This window comes from Methylobacter sp. Wu1, assembly GCF_036553575.1.
In the GTDB taxonomy this organism is placed as follows: Bacteria; Pseudomonadota; Gammaproteobacteria; order Methylococcales; family Methylomonadaceae; genus Methylobacter.
This window is the reverse complement of record NZ_JAZHOC010000076.1, coordinates 113,034-130,614: the sequence shown is the minus strand read 5'-3', so window position 1 is coordinate 130,614 and position 17,581 is coordinate 113,034. Positions and strand designations below refer to the sequence as shown.

The 17,581-nt window shown below is 49.2% G+C and carries 19 protein-coding genes; 3 read left to right on the top strand and 16 right to left on the bottom strand.

Features of this window, described 5'->3' with window-relative positions; translation table 11 throughout:
- Nucleotides 1–244: 244 nt before the first annotated feature.
- The 11 genes from V2P20_RS18160 to V2P20_RS18110 form a co-directional block, all read right to left on the bottom strand.
- Complete coding sequence (locus tag V2P20_RS18160) at nucleotides 245–673, bottom strand: hypothetical protein (RefSeq protein ID WP_331820817.1); 429 nt, start codon at nucleotides 671–673, stop codon at nucleotides 245–247.
- Entirely contained in the window at nucleotides 670–1,092 is a 423-nt protein-coding gene (locus tag V2P20_RS18155; protein WP_331820816.1) for a phage holin family protein, read from the bottom strand. Before V2P20_RS18155 ends, V2P20_RS18160 begins: the two co-directional genes overlap by 4 nt.
- A 3-nt stretch (nucleotides 1,093–1,095) precedes the next feature.
- A complete protein-coding gene (locus V2P20_RS18150) occupies nucleotides 1,096–1,341 on the bottom strand; it encodes a hypothetical protein (RefSeq protein ID WP_331820815.1) in 246 nt (81 codons plus the stop codon).
- Between the two features lie 105 nt (nucleotides 1,342–1,446).
- Nucleotides 1,447–1,779, bottom strand: a complete 333-nt coding sequence (locus tag V2P20_RS18145) for a hypothetical protein (RefSeq protein ID WP_331820814.1) — start codon at nucleotides 1,777–1,779, stop codon at nucleotides 1,447–1,449.
- A 186-nt stretch (nucleotides 1,780–1,965) separates the two neighbouring features.
- Entirely contained in the window at nucleotides 1,966–2,400 is a 435-nt protein-coding gene (locus V2P20_RS18140; RefSeq protein WP_331820812.1) for a DUF2383 domain-containing protein, read from the bottom strand.
- Nucleotides 2,401–2,438: 38 nt separating this feature from the next.
- On the bottom strand, nucleotides 2,439–2,963 hold the full coding sequence (locus V2P20_RS18135; protein ID WP_331820810.1) for a hypothetical protein: 525 nt from the start codon (nucleotides 2,961–2,963) through the stop codon (nucleotides 2,439–2,441).
- A gap of 20 nt (nucleotides 2,964–2,983) precedes the next feature.
- Entirely contained in the window at nucleotides 2,984–3,370 is a 387-nt protein-coding gene (locus V2P20_RS18130; RefSeq protein WP_331820808.1) for a BON domain-containing protein, read from the bottom strand.
- 447 nt (nucleotides 3,371–3,817) lie between these two features.
- Nucleotides 3,818–4,093, bottom strand: coding sequence for a hypothetical protein (locus V2P20_RS18125; RefSeq protein WP_331820806.1), 276 nt, complete (start codon nucleotides 4,091–4,093; stop codon nucleotides 3,818–3,820).
- A gap of 601 nt (nucleotides 4,094–4,694) precedes the next feature.
- Nucleotides 4,695–5,246, bottom strand: a complete 552-nt coding sequence (locus V2P20_RS18120; protein WP_331820804.1) for a ferritin-like domain-containing protein — start codon at nucleotides 5,244–5,246, stop codon at nucleotides 4,695–4,697.
- Nucleotides 5,247–5,335: 89 nt separating this feature from the next.
- Nucleotides 5,336–5,686: a BON domain-containing protein gene (locus V2P20_RS18115; protein WP_331820802.1), complete on the bottom strand. Its 351-nt coding sequence runs from the start codon at nucleotides 5,684–5,686 to the stop codon at nucleotides 5,336–5,338.
- Between the two features lie 267 nt (nucleotides 5,687–5,953).
- A complete protein-coding gene (locus V2P20_RS18110) occupies nucleotides 5,954–6,514 on the bottom strand; it encodes a septal ring lytic transglycosylase RlpA family protein (RefSeq protein ID WP_331820818.1) in 561 nt (186 codons plus the stop codon).
- 290 nt (nucleotides 6,515–6,804) lie between these two features.
- Between V2P20_RS18110 and V2P20_RS18105 the strand changes: the two genes are divergently transcribed.
- Nucleotides 6,805–7,572 carry a Crp/Fnr family transcriptional regulator gene (locus V2P20_RS18105; protein ID WP_194970368.1) on the top strand — a complete coding sequence of 256 codons (768 nt, stop codon included), beginning with the start codon at nucleotides 6,805–6,807 and terminating at the stop codon, nucleotides 7,570–7,572.
- 87 nt (nucleotides 7,573–7,659) lie between these two features.
- Here the strand turns inward: V2P20_RS18105 and V2P20_RS18100 are convergent, their stop codons facing one another.
- Together V2P20_RS18100 and V2P20_RS18095 are read right to left on the bottom strand one after the other, a co-directional pair.
- Nucleotides 7,660–9,585 (bottom strand): LTA synthase family protein, encoded by a 1,926-nt coding sequence (locus V2P20_RS18100; protein WP_331820799.1) that lies wholly within the window; start codon nucleotides 9,583–9,585, stop codon nucleotides 7,660–7,662.
- Nucleotides 9,576–10,286 carry a phosphatase PAP2 family protein gene (locus V2P20_RS18095; protein ID WP_331820797.1) on the bottom strand — a complete coding sequence of 237 codons (711 nt, stop codon included), beginning with the start codon at nucleotides 10,284–10,286 and terminating at the stop codon, nucleotides 9,576–9,578. Before V2P20_RS18095 ends, V2P20_RS18100 begins: the two co-directional genes overlap by 10 nt.
- Nucleotides 10,287–10,521: 235 nt before the next feature.
- On the opposite strand from V2P20_RS18095, the gene V2P20_RS18090 reads away from it, so the two are divergent.
- Nucleotides 10,522–10,725, top strand: coding sequence for a hypothetical protein (locus tag V2P20_RS18090; protein ID WP_331820795.1), 204 nt, complete (start codon nucleotides 10,522–10,524; stop codon nucleotides 10,723–10,725).
- A 108-nt stretch (nucleotides 10,726–10,833) separates the two neighbouring features.
- On the opposite strand, the gene V2P20_RS18085 is transcribed toward V2P20_RS18090, so the two are convergent.
- The 3 genes from V2P20_RS18085 to V2P20_RS18075 are packed head-to-tail and all read right to left on the bottom strand — an operon-like array spanning nucleotide 10,834 to nucleotide 13,294.
- Entirely contained in the window at nucleotides 10,834–12,033 is a 1,200-nt protein-coding gene (locus V2P20_RS18085) for a HAMP domain-containing sensor histidine kinase (protein ID WP_331820793.1), read from the bottom strand.
- Between the two features lie 58 nt (nucleotides 12,034–12,091).
- Nucleotides 12,092–12,781, bottom strand: coding sequence for a response regulator transcription factor (locus V2P20_RS18080; RefSeq protein WP_331820791.1), 690 nt, complete (start codon nucleotides 12,779–12,781; stop codon nucleotides 12,092–12,094).
- A gap of 36 nt (nucleotides 12,782–12,817) precedes the next feature.
- Nucleotides 12,818–13,294 carry a hypothetical protein gene (locus tag V2P20_RS18075; RefSeq protein WP_331820789.1) on the bottom strand — a complete coding sequence of 159 codons (477 nt, stop codon included), beginning with the start codon at nucleotides 13,292–13,294 and terminating at the stop codon, nucleotides 12,818–12,820.
- A 799-nt stretch (nucleotides 13,295–14,093) separates the two neighbouring features.
- Between V2P20_RS18075 and V2P20_RS18070 the strand changes: the two genes are divergently transcribed.
- Entirely contained in the window at nucleotides 14,094–17,477 is a 3,384-nt protein-coding gene (locus V2P20_RS18070) for an EAL domain-containing protein (protein WP_331820787.1), read from the top strand.
- The last annotated feature ends 104 nt before the right edge of the window (nucleotides 17,478–17,581 follow it).

The following is a 17,581-nucleotide window of genomic DNA, read 5'->3' as shown; positions in this document are numbered from 1 at the left end:
TAAAACTGAGTTTACTATTCCTTCCATGAGCTGATTTCTGGGGTTGTTCGATGTCAGAAACCGTATTATCCCAGAGTTTGCTCATGGTTCTTCTCCATTAAAACTGTCCGAAGTATTGTTCAAAAGGATGTGAGGATTTTGACTTACTTAGCCATAACGCTAAATCAATGCGGATACTTAGGCGACTTCCAAAAGCAGAACCTGCTGCTGAAGTCGCCCTTGCTGTCTGGATGATTCCATGGCTTTAGCCAGAGGGGTGCTGAATTTTTGCATCCTTGGCGGCGGATCTCGTTTTTGACGCCTCCTCTGGAAATAAAGTATCCAAAATCCAGACCAGCGGCAGCGCCTGATATAGTTTTTGTGCCTGGGATATGAAATTCATAGCCTTCTTTAAAGGCGCGGCATCAGCCCCTGATCCGGCAGAAGCCTGTTTGGCGGTTTGCCGTTCTTTCTTGAGTGAAGGCTTGGTCAACTCGCCAACAATAAACCCCACTTCACTGGCCAGCAGTAAAGTGGTCGGCAAGGCCGCTTCATATCGCAGATCTCTGACTAACGCATCAGTACGAATCTGGACGCGGTGCTGCCGGTCCATAATCTGCCGCTCAGCCTCTTTAATTTGAGTGTTCAAAACACTAAGACTTTCTTTGCGGTTATGGTTTTTGCCTGACGTCATGAATCCTCCCTGTTCTTAAGACTGTTAACTGTCTCTGGAAAAAATAAATAACGGCTCTTGCTCCGTATGAACCAGAACAGCATTAGCGCAATCAGTAAATTAACACCCGTAATCAACAGGACAGCCTCCATTTCGCCTACCATATTGCTCTCAATCAGTGCCAGCACAGCGGCAGCCATGAGGCCGATCCACACCATAAGCAGTAAAACTGCCATAAACACCCCGGCAGCCGCTATGCTCACCAGGCTTCTGCCCGCTCGCTTCGCTTCCAGCGTGGCCAGTTTTAAATGATTATGGGCCAGCTCGCGCAGGTCCTGCCATAATAACCGGACATCCTCCAGCAAGTCGGCATGACTGGTCGGCTTGCCGGAAGTAACGGATGATTGTACCGGCCTTTCCTCTGTAGGACGGATAGCCATCTATCATCTCCTGTGTTCTAACGTATGCGTCGTGATCTGGCTCAACATAAAGCCGGCCGCCAACGCAATGCCCATTGAGGTGATTGGGTGCTCGCGAATGTAATCGCGGGCGTCTTCCATCAGTTGCGCTTCCAGTTCTTTTAACTGCTCGCCTTTCTCGCCGAGCACTTCGGTAGCCTGACTGGTGACGCTGGCAATTTTTTCGGCCGCTTCTTCCGCGGTGCTTGATAATTTGTCTATGGTTTCCATAATGATTACCTTTGCTGCGATTGTTAAAAAGATCGCCGGAAGCCTGAAAAGTCGCCTTTTGACAGGAACCGGAGCGAATATCAACCAAGCCTTCCCGATAACTGATTAACGGCCTTTTTCCCGACTTTTTTCCATGATCAGATTGCCGTATTCATGCTCTTCCAGACGGCCTGTCTCACCGGCATCCACCTTATCAAAATACTTGAGTAAATACGGGTAGTCTTTTAGTTCTTCCTTGGTCACGTAGTGGTCGCCATTTTTGTCTGCTTCCATGAAGGTCGGCGATTTTCTCATGACCTCCCCTTGATCCGCGGCGCCACCGGCACCGCCTTCCGATCCCATACCAGCGGTATGGGCCGACTGGACGATGCAAGCCATGCCGACAACGAAAGCAATTGGCAACCAAAACCTTTTCTTGGAGGAATTCAATGTTTTCATACTGACCTCAGCTGATGATTCAATTTGCAAAAAGGGCTCTGTTTAGCGAATGTGAAACAGCATCCAGGTTGAATGTGCTGACCTGATTAGCGCGTTTCGAAATATCGCCTCGTATTTCTCAACAAAGGCCTGTAAGACCCAGATAACGCAAGAACCATGAACAGGCACTTGCCCGAAGACGAATGGCTAGCCGCTAAGCAGTCGATTGAGCGCCCGGATATTTTCTTGCTGCGAAGCCACAAACTTCGTCTGAATCAGCGCACTCACCTCTGAAGGCATATCGGGATCCTGCGCCGCTTGTTCATAATCATCCAGACCGCTTTTTTCTCCAGCCAGCAAGGCATTCAGCATGGCATCCTTGCCGATCAGCTCTGCGCCGCTCATGACAGCCTCGGACCAGGAGCCCCATAGGCCGGAGTCGCTGGTAGGCGCACCTCCCATTTGCTGAATTTTTTCCTGCAGCTCGGAAACGGCTTCGGTATGTTCTTCATAGATAGGCTCTAGATAGACGATTTCCCTGCGTTGATTCTCTTCTTCGAATTTTTCCAATGCCTTATGATAGGTCTCTGTGGCAGCCAATTCGTTCTTCAGCAATTTCTCAACTTTATCAATGCTTGCCATATGAATCTCCTGATCTGGTTTGGATGAAAAAAGATGATTTAATGATGTGGCGGCTCAACTTCACCCGTTGTTGAAATATCTTCGGCATTGGCTTCTTCGAAAATCTCTTTCACTTTGGAGCGCGCTTCCGAAGTTTCGGTATGAACTGAAATCAGCGCATTGCCGCCCTGAAGCCGGCCTTCATATCGTTTAGCCTCATATTCCGGAATGCCTGCCCCGATCAGTGCACCAGCCAGACCGCCGGTAGTGGCGCCAATAGCCGCGCCGCTTAAGGCGCCCATAATAGGGCCCGCAGCAATAAATGGACCTATGCCCGGAATAGCCAGCGAACCGATGCCGGCCAGCCAGCCCAATATAGCGCCTGTGCCGAGACCTAGAGTACCGCCGATAGCTGTGCCCTCAGGTGATTTGGTGTGTTTTTCATGGCCGAATTCATGATCACTGCATTTGTCCGGCAACAGCACGGAAATATCGTTGTTGTCAAAACCGGCCGCTTTCAGTTGGCCGATGATATGTTCCACCTGGTCGTTAGTTTGAGCGATGCAAAAAACTGCTTTGTTCATGACATTCTCCTTCAACCAAATTATGGCGCTTTTATTTCAAGCTCATTATGAACCATACTAACCCCAGGCGTTTTCTGAGCGATGGCTTGCAGCTTGGTTCTTTCCTCTGGGCTGTTGACGGGCCCGCGCAAAGTTACCATACCGTTGCGCGTGATAATCTTCACATTATGGGCATTGGTCGACAACGACTCATCGTCGGTAATGGCTTTGCGGATATCTGCCGTGATCTTGACATCAGCCTCATTCTCAAGCTGGTCCTCAGGCGTTAATGTTTTATCGCCCTTATCACGCACATTGCGTTCGGTATTTTCAACAGGACTGCCGGTAGTTCCGGCTTCGGCCAGACCTGTCACCAACGTTAAGCCGGCAGCCAATGTCACGGTCAGTAGTGATAATCGTTTTGACATAACTATTCTCCTTAAAATAAAAACCTCATTAGTTTCAAGGCCCATTTGCTCTCCCAGCCAGCCTTTTCAGCGACAAAACAATTTCCCATCAATAATTTAAGATCAAGCAACAATTGTCGTGAGCCTATCAACTTAAAATGCCCAGTTTCCGCCACTCCTGAAAGCAAGGTCGGGCTACAGCATGAAGAAAAAAACGTCGGCGATACCTGCAAACTTGTCTTGATCCTTGGGTATGATGGCGCTACGCTTCCGCGCAACGCCATCGCTGCGACATAACCTGACGCGTTGTCGATGGGGCTTCAAATACATGTCTTTCTCAAAAGGAACCGGACAAATTAATCTGCCTTGCGGCAACGCGTAAGCGTCATGTACATTTTTTTAATCGCTAGGGTTTCTTTGCCTCCCCTTCCTTTCTTAAAGTGGCTGTTTAAAACACCCACACTCGATTTAGCGATGGCCCATCAGGCGGCTTAATATAAACCCGCTGCCCAATGCTATGCCTAACGATGTCACCGGATTCTCGCGCACATACTCGCGCGCATGTTCCATCAGCCGTTCTTGCGCATCCATCATTTGATCGCTTTTCTCACCGATGACTTCCGCAGCTCTATGAGTGACTTCTGCGGCTCTATCTACGGCTTCATGCGCACCGGCTTTAACACGTTCAACCTTTTCGCCAGCGCGCTCAACAGCTTCGCCTGTACTTTGTCTTGTCGTTTCCATAGTGGTCTCCTCTATCGAAGAAAGGTTAAGATCATAAAGATCTCGAAAAAAGTGCCCCTATATGACACATGCTGTTTGCTCCGATTCTGAACGCTGAAGCTCAGCGGCCAGAACCCTTGGAGTAGAAATTAATGATTAAAGATCAGATAGATAATGACCAGCACAAACACTGGCACACCCAATAACCATGCAAGCACATACTTACCCATAATTATGTCTCCTCTGAACCGTTTCAGGCTTGCCGACACTGCACCGTTATCGTACCCGCTGACCAAATAGCCGGCTGAAATGGTAATTACGAGATGCTGTTATCAATACATTTTCTGCTATTTCATGCAGCTCACTGTGATGTATCTTAGTTGGCATGGTAGTAGAAAGATGCCGTATAGTCGGTTCGATAACGCACATAAAGATCAGTGCTGCATCCTTGCTGCCGGGCTGGCTGTACGCTGCGACCTTATGTCGCAGAAAGAAGTCTAAAAATTGCCGCAGCTGATTCGGTAGATTGCATCCAAATTTATCGTCAAAACCGGCAGTGCGCCCGCCCCGGCACGACGATATCGGCCGGTCCCCCCTGGATTAAGGTTTGAAGCACATGGTTTCATGGACTCGCTTCCGCCATTCTTCCTTGCAGCAGATCGGCCAGTTCGTCGGCATGTTCCTCTTCTACAGCCAGGATGCCTTCCAGCATAGTACGCGTGGTCGGATCGCTGTCGCCCAGGTACTGGACCATCTCCCGATAACTGTCGATGGCGATGCGTTCAGCCACCAGATCTTCCTTGATCATATCGACCAGCGAATCGCCTTCCACATATTCCGCATGGCTGCGCCCGGACAGACTGTCCGGCGAGAAATCGGGCTCGCCGCCCAACTGTACGATGCGCCGCGCAATCTGATCGGCGTGGCCCAGTTCCTCGTTAGCATGTACGAGAAACTCGTCGGCGATGCTCTTGGACTGAATGCCCTGAGCCATAAAATAGTGGCGGCGGTAACGCAGCACGCATACCATTTCCGTGGCCAACGCATCATTAAGCAGCTTGATGACCATCTGCGCATCAGCCGTATAACCTGCCGTCACGGCACCGTCATCGATATGCTGTCGTGCCTGCTTGCGCAAGGTCTGGATATCAGTCAAATAGTGTTTTTCAGTCATGGCGACTCCTCCAACCGGTGCTGGACCGTGTGTCTACCCAAAAAATACGCAAGCCTCTACGCTGGTAGGGGGCTTGCAGCGCGTCAAGCCTATCTATAGCTTGTCTCTTTAAGCCGCATATCATTTTTTACCGATCTGACGCCATTGACTCGTTGAGCAACCTCAACCGCTCGGGTGATATCGTCCCGAGATTCCACAAAACCGCTTAACTGCACATTGCCTTGGTTTGTTTCAACATTGATATCAGCGGATTCCAGGCCGGGCTCATTAAATATGGCCGCTTTTACCTTGGTGGTGAGCGTGCTGTCATCAACATACTGACCGGAGGTTTTGCTTTTCCCGGCCATTGTATCCGAGGTTGTATCAGTGGTTGCGCAACCGGTTATCGATGCCAATATCAGAGCTAGAACAAATGCTGGGCTATATTTGATTGATTTCATAACTAACTCTCCAGATGAATAATTAAATGATGACGGTCGATCATGATTTATACCCGGATATTAGATGGCACAAGCCCTTGGAGTGAAGCAGCAACGCTTCATCAGATAAAGGCGATGCGTCAATTGGGCCAGTCTGTTAAAGATTCAGTTATTCAGCAAAAAACCGGCTCTGTCAAAGGCTGGCCTTAATGCATGACCTAAAATAATTTTAGATTTGAAATCCGCAGCTGTCGGTTCGCTGTCGAACATAAAAGCGCATTGCATGATTTATTTTGCTTTGGCAGACGAGCTGGAGGCGGACTTTTTCTTTGTAGAGTTTTTTTGTTTCTTGGCAGATTTTGTCTGCGTTTCACCCGTCTGTTTCGTCTCGGCCTTATTGGATGAGTTCTTTTTGACTGGCTCTGTAGACTCAATCTTAACCTTACTTACGCCTTCCTCTCGCATATCAAGTTTCTTCGCGGCTTCTTTGGACAAATCAATGATGCGATCTTTGACATAGGGCCCCCGGTCAGTGATCTCGACCTCGACCTTTTTCTTGTTTTCGAGATTTGTTACTTCAACTTCTGTCCCCAGCGGCAGACGGGGATGGGCGGCCGTCATGTCTTTTTGATCGAAAACCTTGCCGCTGGCAGTCTCACGACCATGAAATCCGGGGCCGTACCAGGAAGCCTCGCCGACCTCCTTATAAGTCGATTGGGACACTGGCAGACTTTTTTTGTCTTGTCCCTCCGCCTCTTCCTTGGCGCAGCCGTACCACATCAAACTACTGATCAGGACGATATATAAACTGCCATAAAAACTTTTTCGGCCTTGGGCGATTATTATCATGACATTCACGGATCGTTATTTAATCTCCAACCCTAAAAAATGACTGAAATTCGATAGAAGATCTGTTCGGTATCGAACAGATAACTGCTTATTGAACCTTGGCCTTTTGTCATGTTCTACACGCTTGAATGCGTTTCTACTTTAGAGCGAGCGTATTGAATTGCTCTTTGACCTCTTGTATTTACATTAAAAAATCCTTAATAAACATAACATTAAGTATTCATGCTTATTGTCCTCGGCTTTTAGCCAAAGGACAATTCGTCGCAATTTAAACCAGCCAAAGTTTAATTATGTCTATACATAACCCTCGACAAAATTACCTTATAAGTGCGCTGCCTCCACTCATTTTCGAGCGTTTGGCGCCGCATCTGGAACTGGTCCCGATGCCCCTCGGCGAAGCGCTTTATGAGTCGGGCGATCCATTGTGTCATGTCTATTTCCCTACGACTTGCATCGTATCCTTGCTTTATGTGCTGGAAAATGGCGCATCGGCTGAAATTGCCGTAGTCGGCAATGAAGGCATGGTAGGGGTCGCCTTGTTCATGGGCGGCGGAACCATGCCGAATCGGGCGGTCGTGCAAAGCGCGGGACACGCCTATCGCTTGAAAGGCACCATCCTCAGACAGGAATTCAATCGTTCCGGCGGACGCCGCTATGGCATGTTGCATCAACTGCTGCTGCATTACACGCAGGCGCTGATGACGCAGACGTCGCAGACGGCCGTCTGCAATCGGCATCACTCGGTGGACCAGCAATTATGCCGTTGGTTGTTGCTGAGTCTGGATCGACTGCCTTCGAATGAACTGACCATGACCCAGGAATTGATCGCCAATATGCTCGGCGTGCGGCGCGAAGGCGTTACGGAAGCGGCCGGCAAACTACAGCATGCCGGCCTGATCCAGTATAGCCGTGGCCATATCACGATACTGGACCGGCCGGGACTGGAAGAGCGGGTCTGCGAATGTTACAAGGTGGTCAAACAGGAGTTTGATCGCTTGCTGCCTTCCGACCACAGCCAGATTCACGCCCAGTTTCGCTCGTTAAGATATGCTCACTAGACCAGATAAAGAGACTGTGAAAGCTTCTCATAAATAACCCTGGCCACGTCCATGCCCTAATATGTACCCTGTCTTCACAGTCTCGCTTTACTGATACCGATTTAAACGGTGAGACCAGATATAGTCAGCCGATTGATAATACGCCATTTCTTCCTCAACCAATGGAATCTCTGAATTGATGTCGATGGGCTGATGCGCGCCCAAAGGATCGGCTATCACATCAATCTTCTGCTGTGGCGACAGATATACCAGCTTGTTGTCTTTAAACAGGCCCAGTTTCTGGTAATTGCTGATCAGCGCCCTGCCCTCGTCCTTATGGGTACGCATAAGATCGCGTCCGTAAAACTGGCTTTCATAGCTGAAGTTTAAAAGCCCCAGAATGGTCGGGGCGACATCGATCTGACTGGACAAAATATCATTGCGCTGGACCGGTACATGCTTGGGCGCATAGATAAACAACGGAATATGGTACCTGTCCACGGGCAGATCCACTTTGCGCGCGCTGCCGGCGCAGTGATCCGCAACCACGACGAAGAGGGTATCGTCAAACCAGGGTTTGGTTCTGGCCAGAGCGATAAATTCCTGCAGCGCGTAATCGGTATACTTGACCCCGCCGGTGCGCCCTGTGCCCGACGGAATATCGATCTTGCCTTCAGGATAGGTATAAGGCCGATGGTTGCTCGTGGTCATGATTTGAAAGAAAAACGGCTTGCGGTTTTGATGATCCAGGTCCGCTTCCTTGATCGTGCGCTTGAAAATAATGTCATCCGATACCCCCCAGGCGTTGGAAAATGTCACTTCCTCGGCAGTGAAATCGGTCTGGTCGACGACGCGGTAACCGTTGCCGGCGTAAAAAGCGTTCATGTTGTCGAAATATCCTCGGCCGCCATATAAAAATGCCGTATCGTAACCGCGCAACTGGAAAACATGCCCCAGATTGAACAACTTACTATTATCTGGCCGCTTGACAATAGATTGTCCGGGTGTTGGCGGAATCGACAGGGTTAATGCTTCAAGTCCGCGGATCGTGCGCGTGCCGGTTGCATAAAAGTTGGTAAACAAGAGCCCTTGTTTAAACCATTCATCCATGAACGGCGTAATATGCTCATTATTGCCGAAAGCGGTTAAAAACTCGGCGCTCAGGCTCTCGACGGTAATCAAGATCACATTCAGATGTTTTTCTTCGCCGGACTGACTGATCATTCGCTTGATGTCATACAGTCTCTCGCCAACGTCTGACAAAGGCTCTGCGGCCAGTGCTGCCCTGATCGTACCGGATAACCGTTTGTCATCGCCCAATTTGTAGAAATGACGATAGTCGAGTTCATTGTTGCGAAACGCTGCGAAAAACTGGTAAGGGCCATTGGCGGCCAGTTCATTCAGGTAAGTATTGGAGGAAAACTGATGCGCTGGCTGCCCGACCGCGACATAGCTGATAAGCGGCAGGCTCAGTAAGGAAGCTGTGATTTTCAGCCGCAAAGCAAAAGGTTCTCTGGCGTTAAAGCTCTTCGACAGCAATTTTCCCATCGCCAGAAAACAGACAATCGTCACGATTAAAAGCCCCGACAGAATCCAGCCCAGCGGATACGATTCAATAATGTTGTGCACCACCTCATGGGTGTATATCAGATAGTCGACGGCAATAAAGTTGAATCTGACCCCGAATTCGTCCCAGAATGTCCATTCCGAAGCCTCGACAAAAAACAGCACATATAAACTGATAAAAAAGCCGGCAGAGACAATGATCCTGTTGATTTTGCTTTGATAGGCTGCGTTCGGCAGAACCAGCAGATACAGTGAAAACGGAATCAGCAGATAACTGAAAAAAGCCAGATCATTGGCAAAACCCAATAGAAAAGCCAGGGCTATTGAATAAAACGAAACATCCAGGTCAGCCAATTGCTTGATCAGCAATGCAACTCTGACCAATGCAAAACTGGTCAGGTTAATCAATAAAAACAGCAGAATAGTGGTGAATCGTGATTTCTCAAACAATCTTGTTGCTACACCCACTGAAATTGTCTCCTGAAAAACAGCATGAATAATACCAATGAAGAAAACCAACACACGGCCAGCGCAAATACGTCATGGCTTAAAAAATGCGCGCCGCGCATTTGCTGAGCAGCGCCGTAAAGAGTGCCCAAAGCCAAACCGAAATACAGTCCGTAAAACTTATAGTCCGGCTTCGCCATAAGCAGAAAAAAGTAAAGGCTGAGGAAAGTGAACCCTGAACCGGCATGTGCGGCAGGAAAACAATGCCCTGCTTTCAGTTGGCCGCCTGCGTAATCGAATAAACGTATATAGGGTTTATCGCCGCCAAACAGCGCGAGACTCCAGGGACAATCGACGTGCGTGTAGCTTTTCAACAGTATGATAATCAAGGGCCCGCTGATGCCCGAAGCCAATAAGAAAAGCAGATGCCGGCGATGAGGATAAAGGATTGAATCTGGCCTGAATGAAATGAGCCAGCACAGCATTATGGCCGTTGCCAATAGATAAGTTAAATTGCGTCCGCCGATATGCAAAATGTCTTCAGCCAGCCAGTTTTCTTTGTAAGGCCACTGGTGCAGGCTGGCATTATAAAAATGTCCGGTAATCCATAAGTCCGCACGGAAGAACTCCAGAGCTCCAAACACAACTGCGAACAACAGAAACGGAATGACAAAGTGGACCACGAAAAACTTATCAAAATCCAGCCTGATCGAATCGCTCAAAACTAATTCTCTTCGTAAATAAAGAGAACAGTGTAAAAGTTTCCCGGTTAATTCATGGTTAATGTAGCGTTAATTTTTCATTAAGCTCATTTTCATTAAAAAAATTATGGTATTTTTTTTATAAACCACTTTTTTTTTATGGTTATTGTGTTATAGTTACCTCGCTGTCGTACTTTACAGCATTTTTAAATATTCATATATTTTTAAATATTCATATATTCTTAAGGTAAATGAAATGATTGAGCAACAAGAAAAAGATAATTTTTGGCTGTATGTAGGTGCTGGCGTGATTGCTTTTGGCGCAGTGGTTTTCATGATTAAAGGTGGTGAGCACGGAAAATACGAAACGGCAAAAAGATTAATAGCTGAAGACGTTCATAACTCAGCTTACGTACCTGGACACGATCCAAGCAAAAAATACGTACCAGACGCGAAATAATAATAATTAGAGGAGGTTCGCTTTTTCGGTAAGCCTGTGACCAATTACCGATAAAACGACAGAGCTTTTCACACCGGTTCCCAGATGGCCTATCTGGGAACCGAATTGTCAGGTAATTGAGGACGAACCAAACAGCCATTGCACTTGCGTGCCTGTGCCTTTAACACTGTCGATTCTCAGTTGCCAGCCGTAGTACTCGCAAATACGTTTGGAAATGGCCAAGCCCAGCCCGCTCCCCTGACTGGACGTTCCCCGATAACCCCGTTCAAATATCCGGTCAATCTCATCCTTATCGATACCCTGCCCCGTATCGGTCACTGCAAACGCATGCTCGTCAAGAGATATCGTCACTGAGCCTTGGCTGGTATAAAGGAACGCATTCCTTATCAGATTGCCCATCAACATTGAAATAATAGGCGGTGAGGCATTAATGCCGGACGGTCCGTTGACTTGCTTGATGACCTTCACCTGTTTATTCAGCAAGTTTCTGTGGTCCTCTATCAGCTGATCAATTATCGTTGTCAGCTCGATTTTATTGGTTGTCTCGTTCGTCGATACCGGACTGCGGGCCAAACCTAACAAAGTGGCCAGGCGTTCCTTCATTTCAATGGCCGAACGTTGAATACGCTCTATACGCGGCCTGATTTCGTCAGGCAGGTCGCTCCGCAGCAGCAGGCCTTCGCTGGCAGCCATAATGATGGCCAGAGGGGTTCTTAACTCATGACTGGCATTGCCGGTAAATTCTCTTTCGCGCTGGATCAATGCCTGCAGACGCTCTTTATAGGCATCGAATTCCAGAGCCAGCATGCCGACCTCATCATTGGTATAGTCCTTCGACAGGTACTCGGTGGAGTTTTCCGGGTTTAGCGTTTTGATGCGCCGGGCCAGCGTCGCTATCGGTTCGATCACTTTTTTGGAAAGCCAAAGCCCGTACCAGGTAGCCAGCCAGAGAATAATGATGACAGCAGCGATCAGATAGGTTGTGAGATTGTATTCAAGGGTTTCAAAGCCGGTATCATCGTAGACTATATAATAGTGGTTTTTGCCATGCCTCTTAATGACAACGTCATAACTGTGCTGATTATGCTCAACATCATGAATACCCTCGGAATAGGTCGACAGGAAGCTGATTTCATTCGGCAATTTGCCATCTTCCACTTTATAGACGGTCCAGTTTTTGGACTGCTGCATCGATAAAGCCGGGCTGCGGTCCGTCACCTGTATGAAATGATCGAGTTCCTCAGCCAGGTAAGCCCCCATCACCTGCTTTTCCAAAGTGTCAAAGGCCAGTATCAGGAATGTGATCATAAACAGGCTCAACAGAAGGCCCAACAAGGGATAGGACAGAAATATCCGGAATCTGATTTTATGTCGGTATGGCATCGCTTGGCTTTAACTGATAACCCACGCCGCGAATGGTATGCAGCAACGGTGTACTGAATGATTTATCGATGGCATGGCGCAAATGATGGATGTGTACGCGCAGCGCCTCGCCATCGGGAGGCGCATCCCCCCATATGCTGTATTCAAGATGTTGCCTGGACACGACCCGCGGCGATTGCCTCATCAGCACTTCCAGAATCTGGAATTCAATCGCGGTCAGCTCGATCGGCTTAGCGCCCCGCCTCACCTCGCGCGTTTCGGGCGTCAGCACCAAATCGCCGACAGTCAATGTCGTCTGTTGATGCAGGCCGGCAGTGCGGCGCGTCAATGCTTTCAGCCTGTATCTTAATTCTTTCAAGGAAAAAGGTTTAACCAGATAATCATCCGCTCCCCGCTCAAAGCCTCTTAACCTGTCATCCAAGGTATCGCGCGCCGTCAGCATCAATATCGGCACCCAGTTGCCGGCATCCTGCCGCAGGCGCCGGCACAGTTCAAGCCCGTCCATGCCGGGCAGCGTCAAATCCAGAATAATGGCGTCATACTCATTGACCACCGCCAGATGCAAGCCGGTAATTCCGTCAGCGGCGGTATCGATCGTATCGCCCTGCAGCTCAAGAAAATCGGCCAATTCGCTGCATAGATCCTGATTGTCTTCAATAATAAGCAAGCGCATGTAATGGAAAGGCCGATAAGACAGCCAGCACCTTTATTATTCTTCGCGTTCTTTCTTGATAATATTGCCCTTGTTATCAACCGTAACGTTCCAGGTCCGATTGTCAGAGACTATGGATAAATCATATTCCTCGCCCGGACCATTAGGGTTGACGATTAATATAGCCTCTTTAATTTCATATTTTGAAAAAGTCGATTTCAGATTGTCATTGACTGGATCAGGAATCAGGCTTGATGCTTCAATTTTTTCGCCGCTGACATAAAAATGCCCGTCTTTTCTATACAGTTCAATTTGCTCGTTTTCGCCCTCTTTGAAATGGACTTCGTACACGGCCTGACCAAAGTGCGTTTTTTGCTCAGCTTTGATATCCGCAGCATTCGGATGTTTTTTTTGAATCTGAGCCATTATTTGTTCGGGAAGCGCTTCTTCAGCCGCAATCGCCACTGAAGGACCGGCAGCAAAGGCAGACGCAGCCAGAGCAAAGAAACTGAGGTTTAAAAGATATTTACGCATTTATATAACCTATAATTAAGAATATGACCTTCGTAGTGTCGTTATTTTGGCAGGCCTTTATTTTTAGACACTCTTAGTAAAAAGTGGACACTACAATTTTAAAGAAAATAACAAAAGGCTAATACAAGAAGCCAGCTCTATTTTGAATAGCATGGCCCGCGTATATTACCCGTCTGAGCCTAACTTTCCAACCTTTCAAACAGTGGCTAAAACCAGAGACGATATACCGATAGATATTTCTGACCATGAACTTATGTTTAGGAAGTACCGAGAATTTTTGATACACTTCCTGTCCGCAAAGACTTACAAACCAAGAAAAACTGCATTTTGGCCATAATGCAATACATCTGTTTGCTGTTGCGTTTTCATTGATCGCTATCAATAGAGTCGTAGTTAGTGAAAAACTATTAAAAAACAGATGGTGACGAACAAGAGCCTGTTCCGTCTACCGTCGATAAAAAAGAAATCGCTCTGAATATCATGCTTCGCTTCATGCACTGCATTCAAATCAAAAACGTCATGAAAAGGCTTATTCACCACGAAGAATAAAATCAAGCTGATCAATACTTTAAAGCTTCGTGCTCTTCGTATCCTTCGTGGTTAAATTTCTTAGTATCGAATACTTTCACACTTTTGACAGGCAAAACACGCATGAGAGCATTCAGACCCGACATTAAGATTTTGAGAAAAGCGTGAGGCAAGCAGAGCAATATATTGCCTGCAGTGTCTGTTTATTTATCTGGAAAACAAACTGTATAGAATACTTTTATAGCAGTTCTTCAACCTTCAGTAGCAATCCGTGAAATCTTTCCTTGCCCAAACACTTCCAGGTAAAAACATCCTGAATCAATTACGGGGTTATCACCGGTCTGATTTTGCTCAATTAACCAGCCTGATGCTGGCCTACGCATTGTTGATCTCCATTGCCCTGACCAGATTGACTATCGACGCGGCAACCATTTCCGTTGTCTGGCTCCCCGGCGGCCTAGGATTAGCCGCATTGTTGATCAGTGGCAGGCGATACTGGCCTGCCTTATTGACGGGCTCCTTGCTCGCTCAACTCGCGCTCGGAAATGCCGTGCTGCCATCGTTTCTGATTGCGTTGAGCAATACCATCGAACCTCTGCTTGCCGCCTGGATACTTGGGCAAGAATCAGCCTGGAAAAAATGGGCTCCGCATCGATTCGATCCGGCACTGATACATCTGCGTGACTATTGCCAACTGGCGCTGGCCGGAGCGATTGCTGCCGTTGCAGCAGCGCTGGCCGGTGTCGCGGCACTTTGGCAGGCCGGTTTAATCACCGTAAAAATGTTTCCGGACAGTTTGCTGCATTGGTGGATGGCAGACACGTTGGGTATTATTCTGGTAACGCCATTGATACTGGTGTGGCAACAACCGCCGTCCAACTGGTTTGAACGCCGGCGCATGTTTGAAACCCTGGCCTGTTTCGGCCTGTCTTTTTTGGCAGGCCAGATCATCTTTCTTGACTGGTTCATTGATACTTTCGGCAATTTTGCCAACGGCTTCATCATGTTCTTCTTTGTTGCCTGGAGCGCCGGACGCTTTGGCCGTCACGGCGTCTTGCTGGTCATCGGCATGACGGCGCTGCAAGCGCTGCTGGGCGGGGTAGACGGCATCGGTTATTTTGCCGCGGACAGTGAACAAACCGAGATGGTCAATTTATGGCTTTATCTGTTCGTGCTGACAATAGTCGGCATGACGCAAGCTTTGACCATTTCCCGGAACCGGGAAAGCGAAGCCGCGCTGCATGCCGGCGATGAACGCTGGCGATTCGCGCTGGAAGGTGCCGGCGATGGCGTATGGGACTGGAATTTGCAAACGCATGAAATCTTTCTGTCGCCATACAGCAAGGATATGCTCGGTTTTCCCTTGGATGAACAGAAAATAAGCGATCAGGACTGGAAATCGATCATACATCCTGCCGACTATGAACGTCTGATGTACGATCTGCAAACCCATCTCGAAGGACGGACCGCTTCTTTTGTCGCTGAACACCGCATCCGATATCCGAATAACAACTGGAAATGGCTGGGTGCGCGTGGCAGGGTAATCCGCCGGGATGCCGCCGGCAATCCGTTGCACATGACCGGCACATACAGAGACATCAGCGAGATCAAGCAGATGCAGTGGTCACTGGTTCATACCCTCCTGGAAGCATCGCAGGAATGCATGCTTCTGGTCGATAATGATGGCACTGTTCTATTCGCCAACCAGGTTGCCGTGCACACATTCGCTTACCCCTTCCCCGAGCTGATCGGCCTTAATATCGACCTGCTGGTGCCAAAGTTCTCCAGCGCCGGCCATAGCCGGCGCCGCGCCGAATCCGCGCGCAGCCGGCATCCGCTGCCAGCGGGCATCCCTAAGTGGCTATCCGGCGTCCGCAAAGACGGCGCCGAATTTCCCGTCGAAATCGGCATGAGCGTTATCGAACTCGACAATCGTCTGAACACCATCGCCAGCGTCATCGATATTACCGAGCGCAAGCAATTCGAGCAGAAGCTGAAATTTTCAGCCACAGTCTGCCATGCTATCGGCGAAGCTATTATGGTCGCCGATGCCTCCAATCACATTGTCGCCATCAATCCCGCTTTTACGCAGCTGACCGGCTATACCGAGCAGGAAGCGATCGGCCGGTCTACCAAACTGCTCAAGTCCGGCCGGCATGACATCGCCTTCTACCGGGACATGTGGCATAAGCTGGAAAAAACCGGCCGCTGGCAGGGCGAAGTCTGGAACCGGCGTAAAAATGGCGAAGAGTACTACGAATGGCTGATGATCAACACCATTTACGACAGTGCCGGTGAAGTGCATCAGCGCATCGCCATCTTCTCGGATATCACGAATCAGAAACTGGCCGAGCAAACCATCTGGAAGCAGGCCAATTTCGACTCGCTGACCGGCCTGCCTAACCGCTGCCTGTTCCAGGACCGCCTGGAACAGGGAATCAAGAAAAGCGACCGCACCGGCCTGCCGATGGCGCTGATGCTTCTGGACCTAGACCGCTTCAAGGAAGTCAATGATACTTTAGGCCATGACATGGGCGACATCCTGCTCAAGAAAAGCGCCCGACGGCTGAGCAGCTGCGTGCGTGGAACCGATACCGTAGCCCGGCTAGGCGGCGACGAATTCACGATTATCCTGAGTGATCTCCACGATCCCGGCAACGTGGAACGCATTGCCCAGGACATCCTGAAAAAGCTGTCTGAACCGTTCCATTTGAAGCACGAAGTGGCTTATGTCTCGGCCAGCATCGGCATCACCTTCTATCCGAACGACGGCAAAGGCATCGATGCATTGCTCAAGAATGCCGACCAGGCCATGTATGCCTCCAAAAACCAGGGCCGCAATCGCTACAATTATTTTATACCGGTCATGCAGGAGGCCGCGCAAAACCGCATGCGCCTGGCCAACGATTTGCGCGGCGCGCTCGACGCCGGCCAGTTCAGCCTGATTTATCAACCCATTGTCGAACTGGCGACCGGCGTTATCCATAAGGCCGAAGCGTTGATTCGCTGGCAGCATCCGACCCGCGGCATCGTCAGCCCGGCCGAGTTCATCGCGATCGCCGAGGAAAACGGCCTGATTATCGACATCGGCGATTGGGTCTTCCGCGAGGCCGCCTGCCAGGTCAAGCACTGGCGAGAACGGCACCAACCGGATTTCCAGGTCAGCATCAATAAATCGCCCGTCCAATTTCACTATGAAGGCGAGAATCATACCGCCTGGCTCGATTACCTGCGGCAACAAGGACTGCCCGGGCAAAGCATCGTCGTCGAAATCACCGAGGGCATCATGCTGGATGCGAACACGGCCATCACCGATCAATTGCTTGATTTCCGCGATGCCGGCATACAGGTATCGATCGACGATTTCGGCACCGGTTACTCGTCGCTGTCCTACCTGAAAAAATTCGACATCGACTACCTCAAGATCGACCAGTCATTTATCAGCAACCTGGCGCCCGGCTCCGAAGACATGGCGCTCTGCGAGGCCATTGTCGTCATGGCGCACAAGCTCGGCATCAAGGTGATCGCGGAAGGCGTGGAAACGGCCCAGCAGCGCGATCTACTGGCCAGCATCGGCTGTGACTTTGGGCAAGGTTACCTGTTTTCAAAACCCTTGCCGGCTAATGAATTTGAAAAGCTGCTTGAAACCGTTTAAGAGACGGGTATAAAACTCCAGGATAACCGGGTAAAATTTTGCTGTTGTTTAACCCGGCATTTCGGCCTTTGCACAACTTGCCGCCGTCGATAACGCACTCTTGG

Bases quoted from the DNA above. Each gene is read 5' to 3' on its own strand.
- V2P20_RS18120 (WP_331820804.1), bottom strand. From the start codon at position 5,246: ATGACTGAAAAACACTATTTGACTGATATCCAGACCTTGCGCAAGCAG.
- V2P20_RS18150 (WP_331820815.1), bottom strand. From the start codon at position 1,341: ATGGAAACCATAGACAAATTATCAAGCACCGCGGAAGAAGCGGCCGAA.
- V2P20_RS18105 (WP_194970368.1), top strand. From the start codon at position 6,805: ATGTCTATACATAACCCTCGACAAAATTACCTTATAAGTGCGCTGCCT.
- V2P20_RS18110 (WP_331820818.1), bottom strand. From the start codon at position 6,514: ATGATAATAATCGCCCAAGGCCGAAAAAGTTTTTATGGCAGTTTATAT.
- V2P20_RS18145 (WP_331820814.1), bottom strand. From the start codon at position 1,779: ATGAAAACATTGAATTCCTCCAAGAAAAGGTTTTGGTTGCCAATTGCT.
- V2P20_RS18140 (WP_331820812.1), bottom strand. From the start codon at position 2,400: ATGGCAAGCATTGATAAAGTTGAGAAATTGCTGAAGAACGAATTGGCT.
- V2P20_RS18085 (WP_331820793.1), bottom strand. From the start codon at position 12,033: ATGATCACATTCCTGATACTGGCCTTTGACACTTTGGAAAAGCAGGTG.
- V2P20_RS18160 (WP_331820817.1), bottom strand. From the start codon at position 673: ATGACGTCAGGCAAAAACCATAACCGCAAAGAAAGTCTTAGTGTTTTG.
- V2P20_RS18125 (WP_331820806.1), bottom strand. From the start codon at position 4,093: ATGGAAACGACAAGACAAAGTACAGGCGAAGCTGTTGAGCGCGCTGGC.
- V2P20_RS18090 (WP_331820795.1), top strand. From the start codon at position 10,522: ATGATTGAGCAACAAGAAAAAGATAATTTTTGGCTGTATGTAGGTGCT.
- V2P20_RS18130 (WP_331820808.1), bottom strand. From the start codon at position 3,370: ATGTCAAAACGATTATCACTACTGACCGTGACATTGGCTGCCGGCTTA.
- V2P20_RS18075 (WP_331820789.1), bottom strand. From the start codon at position 13,294: ATGCGTAAATATCTTTTAAACCTCAGTTTCTTTGCTCTGGCTGCGTCT.
- V2P20_RS18115 (WP_331820802.1), bottom strand. From the start codon at position 5,686: ATGAAATCAATCAAATATAGCCCAGCATTTGTTCTAGCTCTGATATTG.
- V2P20_RS18135 (WP_331820810.1), bottom strand. From the start codon at position 2,963: ATGAACAAAGCAGTTTTTTGCATCGCTCAAACTAACGACCAGGTGGAA.
- V2P20_RS18155 (WP_331820816.1), bottom strand. From the start codon at position 1,092: ATGGCTATCCGTCCTACAGAGGAAAGGCCGGTACAATCATCCGTTACT.
- V2P20_RS18080 (WP_331820791.1), bottom strand. From the start codon at position 12,781: ATGCGCTTGCTTATTATTGAAGACAATCAGGATCTATGCAGCGAATTG.